A 12,199-nucleotide genomic window follows, 5' to 3' on the forward strand; every position below is an offset into this window, starting at 1 on the left:
CTTCGCCAGTGGACGTGGCCCACTCGGTCTGGACCGCGTCGGCGGGGAGTTCTTCCGTCGTGGCCCATTCGGGCTGCGCAGGGGTGGCTTCGCCAGTGGACGTGGCCCACTCGGTCTGGACCGCGTCGGCGGGGAGTTCCTCCGTCGCGGCCCACTCGGGCTGAGCGGTGGCGGGGGCTGCGTCACTCGTTGCTGCAGACCACTCGGTCTGGACTGCGTCGGCGGGGAGTTCTTCCGTCGCGGCCCACTCGGGCTGCGGAGCGGGAGTGCCGGTTGCGTCCGTGGTGGCCCACTCGGCCTGGACTGCGTCGGCGGGGAGTTCTTCCGTCGCGGCCCACTCAGGCTGAGCGGTGGCGGTGGCTGCGTCGCCGGTGGTGGCGGACCACTCGGTCTGGACCGCGTCGGCGGGGAGTTCCTCCGTCGCGGCCCACTCGGGCTGTGCCTCGGTCGTCGACCACTCCGACTGAGCGGCCTCGGGCGCGAGCTCCGTCGGCGCTGCCCATGCCTGCTCGGCATGGCCTTGCTCGGCCGTGGATGCGGCAGCCCACTCGGATTGGAGCTCGATGCCCTCGGAACTCGCCGGGGCGGAGTCCCCCGTGGACGCGTCGGAGGACACCCACTCGGGTTGCAGCTCGATGGGCGCGCCCTCTTCCGTTGCTCCGACATGCTCCGAAGCGAGGCTCGCGCTGCTCGCCAGGGGCTCCAGGTCACCCGACTGCGTGCCCCATTCGCCCTCGCCGGAAGCGTCGGCCGGAAGGTCCAGTCCTCGCTCATCCGAAGTCGAGAACTGTCCAGGATCGAGGAACTCGCCAGCACTCGCGAGAGGCACGGCCTCCTCGGGATTGCCACTCAGGTCGAATCCATCCTGCGAAGCCGCCGCACTGAGCGACGCCGCTGTCCCCGTGAAGTCGGTCGCCGCGTCGGTGTCGACCTCGATGGTGTCGGCCTGGAGATCGGGCCCGACCTGCACAGCGCGAAGCTCCAGTGAAGGCACCGTGTCCGTGCTGAAGGGCGACTCCACGGCAGACGAGGCTTCCGCCTCCACGCCAAGGTCCCCCACCTCGAAGGTAGGGGGCTCACCCTGAGCCGTCGTCTCCTCGAAGGAGGCGGCGCTCAATCCTTCCTCGGTGCTCACCGGCTCGGCGGAGAGGAAGTCCTCGGACGCTCCTTCGGTGCTCACATCGCCGCCATCGAGCGCAATCTCCTCGACGGCGGGCGAAGTGGCGACGTCGGAGTCTCCCTGTGCGCTCTCTACCGACGGCGAGGCGTCCCAGTTGCTGGAAGTCGCGTCGAGAGACAGCTCCCCGGCATGCGACTCCGGAGCCGTCGCCGCGAACTCCTCCGCCGAAGCGGGCTCGAGCATGTCGGACGCATCGAGCGAAATCTCCGCGCCAGCGGCATCGTGAGCCGCCGCCGTGGAATCCTCGGTGCCAGCCTCCCGCGGCGAGAAGGTGGACTCGCCCACGCCAGGGTCCTCGGACGACTCGTAGGCCGAGTCGCTCAAGATGCCCGTGTCCTGGGCGGCGAAGTCCAGGTCAGCTCCCGCGTCGTGCGCGGCAGCGTCGCTCGCCGAAAGCTCCTCCGTCACATCGCTCGAGTCGAGCGACATGGGTTCGGCGTTCTCCATCGCCCCGACGTCGATGACGTCATTGGCGTCGGCGAGGTCCGTCGCGGACGACTCCATCGGGTCCACGGCCAGGGGCGCGGAGGCCCAGGCTTCGTCGAGGGACGAAGGGGCCTGTTCCTCGGCCAGCATCGGCTCGCTGTCCGCCGTGGCGTCGAGCAGTTCGACCTCCGAGGAGGGAACCTCCACCTCGGACTCGGAGGCGGTGAGCGTCGTTTCCTCGGAAGGCTGTGCCGCGAGGAGCGTGGACGTCGAGGGCTCCTCGGCCGATTCGACCTCCAGGGAGAGGTCGGCGAAGGACGACTCGAGCGAGGTCTCCGGCTCACGTCGCGGAGCGGCCTGCTCCACCTGCGTGTCGAGCTCTCCGAAGTCCTCTTCCGCGGCCAGCTGTGATGCCTCGCTCGGCGCGACGTCCTGGTGGCTCAGCGGCGGCTGTCCGCTCTCGAGGTCGTCGGTGGCGTCCTCGAATGCGTCCGTGGTGGGCACATCCGTTTCCGAGACCTCCAGCACGTCCTCGAACGACGAGGCGTCGGACGTGGCCACGGTCGGCGCGCCAGCAGGGGGCGTGGGACTCGGGGCCATCCACGGGGCCGGCTCACTCAGGGCGGGGATGTCGATGTCGTCCGCGCTGAGGGCCAGGTTCTCCGGCTCCGGGGCGGGAGGCGTGTAGGGGGCCTGGGCCGGCTGCTCGTAGCCCGCGTAGTAGGACTGCTGCGCGGGGTCGGTGGCCTGGGCCTCTTGAGGCTCGGCGGCGGGCCAGCCCTGGGTCGGATCATGCCCCTGCTGCTGCGCGTAGGCCTGATTCGGATCGTAACCCTGCTGCTGCGCGTAGGCCTGGTTCGGGTCGTAGCCCTGCTGTGCGTAACCCTGGTTCGGGTCGTAGCCTTGCTGCTGCGCGTAGGCCTGATTCGGATCGTAACCCTGCTGCGCGTAACCCTGATTCGGGTCGTAGCCCTGCTGCTGCGCATAGGCCTGATTCGGGTCGTAGGCCTGGTTCGGGTCGTAGCCCGGCTGCGCGTAACCCTGATTCGGATCGTAACCCTGGTTCGGGTCGTAGCCCTGGGCGGGGTAGGCGTACCACTGGCCGTCGGCGCCGTAGTAGCCCTGGGGCTGCTGCTCGTAGCCAGCGGGGTAGGCGTACCACTGGCCATCAGCGGCGTAGTAGCCCTGGGGCTGCTGCTCGTAGCCAGCGGGGTAGGCGTACCACTGGCCATCAGCGGCGTAGTAGCCCTGGGGCGCCGCCTCCTGCTGCTGCCAGGTGGAGGCGTCGGACGCGGGGGTGTCCTGGATGCCGAGGAGGCCACGCAGCTCTCCCCAGCGCGCCTCCTCCACGGGAGACAGGCTGCCCAGCTTCCGCTTCTCGTCGAGGAAGCGAAATTCTCTCATTGCTGCACGCGTGTCCGACATCCGTCACCTTGCTGCGGACGGCGGACTGCCCGGTTACCGTCGCAGCGCAAATGGGGGGGCTGCGAGTGTAGGAGACTCCCGGGGAGGGGTAAACCAAATGGACCAAGCTTGCCCGGCCGCTACCTCTGCCGGACGATCTTCTCGATCTCCGAATCGAGGTCTTCCAGGGTCATTCCATAGTGGGTCTTCAGCGCCGCCTCGAAGGGCACCTGCCGCTTGCACACATCCCGGGTGAGGGTCAGCAGGCGGTGGGCGCCCTCCCGGCGCATCAGCTCCTGGACCGCCATTCCGGAGATGGCATACGCCATGGTCGCGCTGGGGGTGTTGATGGGGGAGACCTTCATCATCTGCTTGACGCTGATGAGGGACAGGGCTGGGTCGGCGAGCACCGTCCGCATCTGATCCACCATCTCCAGGTCGGGGCCCGGGACGTCCAGGTACTTCCACTCCACGAACATGGAAAGCCCCTCGTTGTACCAGAGGGGAAGGCGGACCATGTCGCCGTCGCCCCCTCCGCAGATGTCGGCGACCGTGGCATGGACGTACTCGTGGATGATGGTGGCCTTGGTCTCCTTCGTCAGCTCCTTGGCGTTGTTGATGGCGATGGCGTTCTCGAAATACTTCCCAGCCACGACCCTCGCCACGCGCGGACCGAAGGCCGTCGCGAACTCCTGGCCGGTGTAGAGCACGACGGACACGGGGGTCTCGCGTGCCTCGCCCAGGACGCCTCGGGTGAAGTGGTAGGCATCGCTGAGAATCTCGACGATGTGCCCCTCGTAGTCAGCGCGTTGGCCGAAGTCGCGATCATTGTTGAAGTAGCTGATGACGAACCGGCTGTTGGAACGCACCCGCATGCCCCTGGCGTCCACCCCGGACTCGAAGCCGAGCTTGGGCCCCCGGATGCTCATCCCCGGCCGCGTCTCCAGTGACACGACGGAGGCCTCCTCGCCCCCCATCGCGCTCGCGGGACGTGTCTGCCCGGGCTGAGGGGCGGAACTTCCAAGGCGCCGGGAGATGCGCGTGGCCTCGGACCGGGCCGCGTCTTCCTGAAGTGTCTGCTGGCGGGCCTTCTGGAGCAGTCGTTTGGCCTCGGCCGACTCCTTCGCGCGGGGAGGCACCTTCTCGAACGCCGCCTGGGCGCCCACGAAGTCCTGCTCCTCCAGCAGCAGCTTGCCGAGCTCCAGCGGGAAGCTCCCGTCCTTGGGGAAGAGCGTCACGCCCTTCACCAGGGCGGACTCGGCCGCTGCCCGCTGCTCCGTCTTGCGCGCGGCGCTCGCCAGGCAGCGGATGGCCGGCGCGGACTCCTCGTACAGGATGGCGCGCTCTCCCATCGAGTACGCCATCACCGTGTCGTCCTTCATCAGCGCCTGGCAGCCCTTGACCAGCGCGCCGGAGACCGTGGCCCGCTGCTCCGCCGGAACCGCCTTCGCATCCCCTGACGCGAAGGCCAGGTACAGCTCCTCCCAGGACTTCTGTCCGGAGAGTTCTTTCGCCTTCTGGGCGGGCGTTTGCGGCGTGGTGGCGAGCAGGAGCGCGACGAACAGGAAACGCATGTCCCCAGTATGGCCGAGCCCCGCCGCGTGCGCGCAAGACCCCAGCTACTTGCGGGCCACCTGCCAGCCCAGCTCCTCCAGGGCTTGCTCCAGCTCGCGGATGTGGGCCGGGCCCGTCGTCTCCAGCGTCACCTCCACCATGGCCTCGCCCAGCCCCGCCTTCGAGAAGGCGCGCTCGTGGTGGAGGTCCACCACGTTGGCCCTCAGGTCGGCGATGCGCGAGGTCAGCCGCGCGAGCATCCCAGGCCTGTCCGGCAGCCGCACCTCGAGCTGGACCAGGCGTCCGGCCTTCACCAGTCCGCGCTCGATGATGCGGCTGATGACGTTCATGTCGATGTTGCCGCCGCTCAGGATGATGGCGGTGCGCTTGCCCTTGGCCTGGGGGACGCGGCCATTGAGCACCGCCGCCACGCCCACCGCGCCCGCGCCCTCCACCACGCTCTTCTCCTGCTCCAGCAGCGTGAGGATGGCGGCGGCGATCTCCTCCTCGTCCACCGACACCACCGCGTCCACGTACTTGCGCACCATGGGGAAGGTGAGCTCCCCCACCTTCTTCACGGCGATGCCATCCGCGATGGTGGTCCCCGCGGCGGGCAGCTCCACCAGCTTCCCGGCTTCAATCGACGCCTTCATGCTGTCGATGGTGGACGTCTGCACGCCCACGATAATGATGCCCGGCTTGCTCTCCTTCAGCGCGCACGCCACGCCGGAGATGAGCCCGCCTCCGCCAATGGGCACCAGCACCACCTCCACGTCCGGCCACTGCTCCAGGAGCTCCAGCCCCAGCGTCCCCTGGCCCGCGATGACATGCGCGTCATTGAACGGGTGCACGAAGACGAGCCCTTCCTCCTGCTGGATTCGCAGCGCCTCCGCGTAGGCCTCGTCGTAGTTGGAGCCCTTGAGCACCACGCGCGCGCCGTACTCATCCCGCGTGCGCGACACCTTGATGAGCGGCGTGCGCTCCGGCATGACGATGGTGGCCTTCACCCCCAACCGACGCGCGTGGTAGGCGACCCCCTGCGCGTGGTTGCCGGCCGACGCGGCGATGACCCCGCGCTTTCGCTCCTCCGGCGTCAGCGTCAGCAGCTTGTTGAGCGCGCCGCGCTCCTTGAAGGCGCCCGTGCGCTGGAGGTTCTCCAGCTTGAAGTACACCGCCGCGCACTCCGTCCGCTCGGTGAAGTAGTCCGAGGCGGGGCAGGGCGTGGGGCGGATGGCGTCGCGCAGACGCTCCCGCGCGGCGAGGATGTCCTGGAGGGTGACCATGAGCGTGCGCGTGTAGCGGAAGCGCGCCCCGGGCGGAAGGGACAGTCGGCACCGGAGTGCCCGCCCTCCCGGGTTGCCGCGATGCGGCAGGCTCGCCCGGCGGGAGGACGGACGAGCACGCCCGCGCGCGTCAGATGCCGCGCAGCACGGTGGCCTTGCCCACTCGGCCGATGGCGAGGATGTAGGCCGCCGTCCGCATGGAGACCTTTCGCGAGCGGGCAATCTGCGCCACGCGCTCGTAGGCCTCCTTCATCGTCTTCTCCAGCTCCGCGTTGACGCGGTCCTCTTCCCAGGACAGGTGCTGGAGGTTCTGCACCCACTCGAAGTAGCTCACCGTGACGCCACCGGAGCTGGCGAGCACGTCCGGCACCACGAAGATGCCGCGCTTCTCGAAGATTTCGTCCGCTTCCGGCTGGGTGGGGCCGTTGGCGCCCTCGATGATGAGGCGCGCGCGCACCGCGTTCGCGTTGTCGCGGGTGAGCACGTGGCCGAGCGCCGCGGGGATGAGGACCTCGCAGTCCGCCCCGAGCACGTCCTCGTTGCTACACGCCGTGCCGCCACCGAAGCCCGTCACCGTGCCGGTGCGCTTGACGTGCTCGAAGAGGGAGGGGACGTCCAGGCCCTGCGGGTTGCGCACGCCGCCCAGCACGTCCGACACGGCGACCACCACTCCGCCGTCTTCCCACAACAGCTGCGCGGTGTGGCTGCCCACGTTGCCGAAGCCCTGAATCGCGAAGCGCGTGCCCTTCACCGGCAGGCCCAGGTCCCTGAGGATTTCGCGGCACACGTACAACAGGCCGCGCCCGGTGGCCGCCTCGCGGCCCTTGGAGCCGTAGAGCTCCAGCGGCTTGCCCGTGACGACGGCGGGCGAGTGGCCGTGGTAGCGCGAGTACTGGTCCATGATCCACGCCATCACCTGGGGGTTGGTGTTGACGTCGGGGGCGGGGATGTCACGCGTGGGGCCGATGACGTCCTGAATCTGGTCGACGAACTTGCGCGTCAGCCGCTCCAGCTCCTTGAGGCTCAGCTGGGAGGGGTCGCAGGCGATGCCGCCCTTGGCGCCGCCGTAGGGCACATTCACGACGGCCGTCTTCCACGTCATCAGCGACGCGAGCGACGCGGACTCGTCCTGGTCCAGGCCGGGGTGGTAGCGCAGGCCACCCTTCATGGGGCCCCGGCTGTTGTCGTGCTGAATCCGGTAGCCCAGGAAGGTGCGAATCTCGCCGGAGTCCATCTCGATGGAGACCTGGACCTTCACCTCGCGCAGCGGCGTGGCGAGCAGCGTTTCGATGGGGGTGCCCACGTCCATGATCCGCGCGGCCTTGCGGAAGAAGTAGTTGGTACCCTCGACGGCGCTCATGTTTCGCAGTGCTCCTGGTGGCTGCGGTGGGTCCAACCGGTCCCGCCCCGCGCGAAAGACCTTAACAGAAGGGGTGCGCTACCATAGGAAACTGCCATGTCTCCCGGCCCTCCGGATGCTTCCGCGGTGAACGGACACCTGCAGGGCCTGGCCCGGCGGATTCGCGCGCTGCGAGAGCGACGCGGCCTCACCCAGGAAGACTTCGCCGCCCGGTGTGGCATCTCCGTGTCCTTCGCGTCACTGCTGGAGCGCGGAGAACGAGGCCCCAGCTACGAGACGCTCCTTCAGGTGGCCGTCGCGCTGGAGCTGCCCTTGTGGGAGCTGCTCCGGCTGGATGACGTGGACGACGCGGGAGCCCACCGGCTGGAGGGCTTCGCCCGGGCCCGTCGGCTGTCGCGACAGGACGTGGACCGGCTGCTGGAAGTGGCGGAGGTGATGTTCAGCGCGGGCCCCATGCCGTCGCGGCCCACCGGGCCCGAGCCCGCGCGCTGCGAGGAGCCCGAGTGCGAGCGGCCCGTGCTGGCCCGAGGCCTGTGCACCGCCCACTACCACCGGGCCCGACGCAGGAAGGCCGCGGAGCAGGAAGGCGCCTGACCCGAGAGGGGCGCATCCCCGAGTCATCTCGGAAGCGCCCAGGCCAGCAAGACGCCTGCTCCGAGTCCTGGCTCGCGGCGGCCCCGGGAAGCACGTGCCTCCCGGGGAACGCACCGGATTACTTCTTGCGAGCGCGCTCGACCTTCAGCGTGCGCTCACCGTGCTGCTTGCCGTGCGTGGTCTCGAACCCGGCGGCGTCCTCATCCGCGACGAAGACGTACGCGTAGGTCGGGCGCAGGTCCATCCGCGCGACCTTGCCGGCCGGAGCGCCCGCGGCCTCGAGCGCGGCGGTGACGCCCGCCTCATCCAGCCCGTCCTGCCTGCCCAGGCCCACCCACAGGCGCACCTGGCCCGGCAGGTCCGGCAGCGCCTCGTGACGCGGACGACGCTCCTCGCGCGAGCCGCGCGGGCGGTGCCGCTCCAGCTTCAGCGGCTTGTCGCCATGCAGCTTGCCGTTGAGCGCCTCGAAGGCCGGAGCGTCCGCCTCGGCCACGTAGGCGTAGCCGTAGGTGGGGCGCAGCAGCGCCTTGAGCACCTTGCCGGCGGGCGCGCCCGCGGCCTCCAGCGCGGCGGGCAGCTTCGCCTCGTCCATGCCGTCATCCATGCCCAGGTTGGTCCACAGCTTCACCTCGCCAGGGCCCGCGTCCGGAGACGGGGGCGGACGGGTGCCGGGCTCGCGCTCGGTGCGCGGCTTGCTCTTCTCCACGCGCAGCGTCTTGGTGCCGTGCTGCTTGCCGTTGAGCGTCTCGAACCCCGGGGAGTCGTCCTCCGCGACGAAGACGTACGCGAAGGTGGGGCGCAGCTCCGCGCGCACCATCTTCCCCAGCGGCGCGCCGGCGTCTTCCAGGGCCGTGGCGATGCTGCCCGGCCCCAGGCCGTCCGCCGTTCCCAGGTTGACCCACAGCTTCACCTCGCCAGGGCCGGCCTCCAGCGCCGCGGCGCCTCGGCTCGCGCCCGGGTCTCTCTCCCGACGGGGCTCGTCACGACGCGGACGGCGCTCGCGGTCCGGGTGCTCCGGGCGGGCCATGGGCTTCTCCGCCCGCTCACGCCGGTCCTCTCGCTCGCGACGCTCCCCGCCGCGCTCGCGCTTGTCGTCGCGCCCGCCGCGTCCACGGCCCTCGCTCCGGCTCTCGCTCTTGCGCTCGGGCGCGGGCTCGCGGCGCTCGGTCTCCTGGGCCTGCTGGGCCTTCTCCATGCGCATGCGGCTGAAGAAGTACTTGAGCAGGAAGGCGACCAGGTCGTCCGCGTTCGGCTTGTTCTTCAGTTGCGCGGCCAGGGGCAGGAAGCCCTCGAAGATGGAGGAGCCGGAGGCCTCCTGGATTTCGCGCACGTGGCGCTCCGTCCACAGACGCATCGCCTCTTCGGGCGCGGGCATCTCCTGCTTCTCGAACTTGATGCCGTACTTCTTCTCCAGCACGGTGTACGTCGCCAGCTCGCGCCCGGAGAAGAGGTTGATGGCGGTGCCCTTGTTGCCGATGCGGCCGGTGCGGCCGACGCGGTGCAGGTACACGGCCGGGTCCTCGGGCAGCGAGTAGTTGATGACGTACTCGAGGCCGGAGATGTCGATGCCGCGCGCCGCGATGTCCGTGGCGACCATGAAGGCCACCTCGCCGCGCTTCACCTTGCCCATCACCCGCTCGCGCTCCTTCTGCGGCAGGTCTCCGTTGAGCAGCTCCGCGTCGAAGCCGTTGCGGTTGAGCACCGCGGTCACCAGCGCCGTGTCATCCCGCGTGTTGCAGAAGATGATGGCGTTGGGCGGCTCCTCCTTCTCCAGGATGTAGATGAGGTTGCGCGGCTTGGGGAAGGCGTCCGACACGTCGTAACGGACGTGGTGGATGTGCTCCACCGTGAAGACGTCGCCGGACAACAGCAGCGTCTCCGCGTTCGTCGTGTACCGGGCGATGAGGTTCTGGATGTCCGTGGGGACGGTGGCGCTGAAGAGCAGCACCTGACGCGCCTTCGGAAGACGGTCGAGGATGCGGGTGACCTCCTCGTAGAAGCCCTGGTTGAGCATCTCGTCGGCTTCGTCCAGCACCGCGTGGTCGCAACCGTCCAGCTTCAGGTTGCCCCGGTTGATGTGGTCGAACACCCGGCCGGGCGTGCCGACGATGATGGGCGTGCCCTCCTCGAACGCGTCCTCCTGCTGCTTCATGGAGGCGCCGCCGTAGATGGCCGCCACCTTCACGCCCTTGTTCTTGCCCAGGGACCGCAGCTCGTCCGCCACCTGCATCGCCAACTCGCGCGTGGGGCAGAGGATGAGGGCGCGCACGCGCTTCTCGTCCGCGGGAATCTTCTCCAGCAACGGCAGGCCGAACGCGGCCGTCTTACCGGTGCCAGTCTTGCTGCGGACAATCAGGTCCTTGCCCTCCATCACCGGCCGGAACGCCCGGGCCTGGACAGGGGTGGGATGGGTGTAGCCGCGCTCCGCCAGCGCGCGGCGGAGGGGCTCTGACAGGTTCATTTCGTCGAAGCCGATGTCCGCGATGTATTCGGCGGGACGGGTCGGGGCTTCTTCGGTGGCCGGGCTGCCCGGCGCGGTGGGCTCTTGGATGTCGCTCATCAAGCAGGGGCATAGCTCCTGCATTACCCTCTGGCAACAATCGCGGCACTTTGGGGTATGGAGCGCCCATGGCGAGTGGAGGGAAAAGAACCAAAGGAACGACTTCCCGGCCCCGAGCGAAGCGGGCGGCGGGCAGCGCGCCCGCCCAGGCGGAGGTCGTCGAGGCGGAGGTGGAGGAGCCAGGGGCCCAGACAGCGTCGGACCCGGATTCCTTGGAGCCGGACGTGGCCGAGCTGGTTGACGCGGAGCCCGAGGTGGAGGTGGTCAGGCCCGTGCCCTCCCGGGCCCTCGTCAAGTCGAGCGAATCAGCGCTCTCCAACCGGGACCCCCTCCAGGCCTACATGACGGAGGTGCAGCGCCACCCCCTGCTGACGCGCGAGGAGGAGCTGGAGCTGTCGCGCCACTACCGCGACACGGGCGATGTGCGCACCGCCTACCGGCTGGTGGCCTCCAACCTGCGGCTCGTGGTGAAGCTGGCCCACGAGTACCACCGCAACCCGCTTTCCCTGTTGGACCTGGTCCAGGAGGGGAACATCGGGTTGATGCAGGCGGTGAAGAAGTACGACCCGGAGCGGGGCGTGAAGCTGAGCAGCTACGCGGCCTGGTGGATTCGGGCGTACATCCTTCGCTACATCATGGACAACTGGAAGATGGTGAAGCTGGGGACGACGGAGGCCCAGCGGAAGCTCTTCTTCAAGCTGCGCCAGGAGCAGGACAAGCTCGTCGCCCAGGGCTTCGAGGCCAGCCCCAAGCTGTTGGCGGAGCGGCTCAACGTCACCGAGCAGGACGTGGTGGAGATGGACCAGCGGCTCGGCCACGACGAGCTTTCCATCGACGCGCCGCTGGGCGGGGACGACGAGGGCTCCCGAGGCACCCGCGCGGACCGCTACCTGCCGTCGGGCGCCATCCCCGCCGACGAGCGACTGGGCGCCGAGCAGCTCAAGGCCCTCTTCCGCGAGAAGCTCGCCGAGTTCTCCCGCACGCTGGAGGGCAAGGAGCGCTTCATCTTCGAGAACCGCCTCACCTCCGATGAGCCGCTGACGCTCCAGGACATCGGCGACAAGTACGGCGTCAGCCGGGAGCGCGCGCGGCAGATAGAGGCGGCGCTCATCCAGCGGATGCGCGAGTTCATGCGTGAACACATCCCCGACTTCGACCTGGTGGCGTCGCCCAAGGCTTGAGGGGGCGGGAGCGCGCGGCGAGGGCGGGGAGCGCTATGCTGCCCGCTGTCGTCACCGCTTCCTCCTGGGGGTTCTCCATGGGCCGCATCTTCCGCGCCTCGGGCGTGTGTCTCGTCGTCGCCGCGTTGCTGACGCTTGTGGGTTGTGCTGGCTCGCTTCGGCAGAACTACCTGCGCGACAAGGCGGCGGACCATGTCTACCGACGGCCGCTGCCGGACTTCTGGCCCGACGTGAAGGCGCTGCTCAAGGAGCAGGGCTACTCGTGGAAGGAGATGCCGGGCCGCTTCGTGCTGGAGACGGAGTGGCGCGACTCCGGAGGCGGCACCCTGGGGCCCACCTCCTCCTCGCGCTTCCTCGTCGAGGGCCTCACGCTCAATTCCGGGGGCGCCATCCTCCGGGTGATGCGGGGCAACCGGGTGGCCCAGAACATTGGCGTGGGCAACGTGGACCAGCGAATCGCCACCGGCGGCTCGCAGCGCGCCCAGGAGGAGCAGGCCCAGGCCCGCCTCGACTCCACCACCAGCGGCGTGCTGCCCACCCAGCAGAACTACGCGCGCGACTTGGAGCTGGAGCTGATGTTGCTCCAGCGAATCGACCCGGCGTCGGCCGCGAAGCTGGAGGCGGACGCGGTGAGCGCCCACCCCTGAGCCTCGCGGC

Annotated in this window: 7 protein-coding genes and 1 pseudogene; 3 read left to right on the forward strand and 5 right to left on the reverse strand. The window is 69.4% G+C overall.

All coding sequences use genetic code 11. The features are described from left to right. The 4 genes and pseudogenes from HUA74_RS00005 to HUA74_RS00020 form a co-directional block, all read right to left on the reverse strand. Positions 1-3,010, reverse strand: a pseudogene (locus HUA74_RS00005) (hypothetical protein); the annotation flags it as partial. Positions 3,011-3,150: 140 nt separating this feature from the next. Next, a complete protein-coding gene (locus HUA74_RS00010; protein WP_174452934.1) occupies positions 3,151-4,584 on the reverse strand; it encodes a peptidase MA family metallohydrolase in 1,434 nt (477 codons plus the stop codon). A 45-nt stretch (positions 4,585-4,629) separates the two neighbouring features. Next, positions 4,630-5,847: a threonine ammonia-lyase gene (gene ilvA / locus HUA74_RS00015; RefSeq protein WP_174452935.1), complete on the reverse strand. Its 1,218-nt coding sequence runs from the start codon at positions 5,845-5,847 to the stop codon at positions 4,630-4,632. Between the two features lie 130 nt (positions 5,848-5,977). Further along, positions 5,978-7,207: a Glu/Leu/Phe/Val dehydrogenase gene (locus tag HUA74_RS00020; protein WP_141640722.1), complete on the reverse strand. Its 1,230-nt coding sequence runs from the start codon at positions 7,205-7,207 to the stop codon at positions 5,978-5,980. Positions 7,208-7,303: 96 nt separating this feature from the next. Here HUA74_RS00020 and HUA74_RS00025 point away from each other — a divergent pair, with 96 nt between their 5' ends. Then, complete coding sequence (locus HUA74_RS00025; protein ID WP_174452936.1) at positions 7,304-7,801, forward strand: helix-turn-helix domain-containing protein; 498 nt, start codon at positions 7,304-7,306, stop codon at positions 7,799-7,801. Positions 7,802-7,919: 118 nt separating this feature from the next. Here HUA74_RS00025 and HUA74_RS00030 read toward each other — a convergent pair whose 3' ends face one another. Beyond that, positions 7,920-10,361, reverse strand: coding sequence for a DEAD/DEAH box helicase (locus HUA74_RS00030; protein ID WP_174452937.1), 2,442 nt, complete (start codon positions 10,359-10,361; stop codon positions 7,920-7,922). A gap of 68 nt (positions 10,362-10,429) precedes the next feature. Between HUA74_RS00030 and HUA74_RS00035 the strand changes: the two genes are divergently transcribed. Together HUA74_RS00035 and HUA74_RS00040 are read left to right on the forward strand one after the other, a co-directional pair. Further along, complete coding sequence (locus tag HUA74_RS00035) at positions 10,430-11,542, forward strand: RNA polymerase factor sigma-32 (RefSeq protein WP_141640719.1); 1,113 nt, start codon at positions 10,430-10,432, stop codon at positions 11,540-11,542. A 77-nt stretch (positions 11,543-11,619) separates the two neighbouring features. Further along, a complete protein-coding gene (locus tag HUA74_RS00040; RefSeq protein WP_141640718.1) occupies positions 11,620-12,189 on the forward strand; it encodes a hypothetical protein in 570 nt (189 codons plus the stop codon). Positions 12,190-12,199: the final 10 nt, after the last annotated feature.

The sequence above is a fragment of the Myxococcus sp. CA051A genome (assembly GCF_013336705.1).
Classification (GTDB): domain Bacteria; phylum Myxococcota; class Myxococcia; order Myxococcales; family Myxococcaceae; genus Myxococcus; species Myxococcus llanfairpwllgwyngyllgogerychwyrndrobwllllantysiliogogogochensis.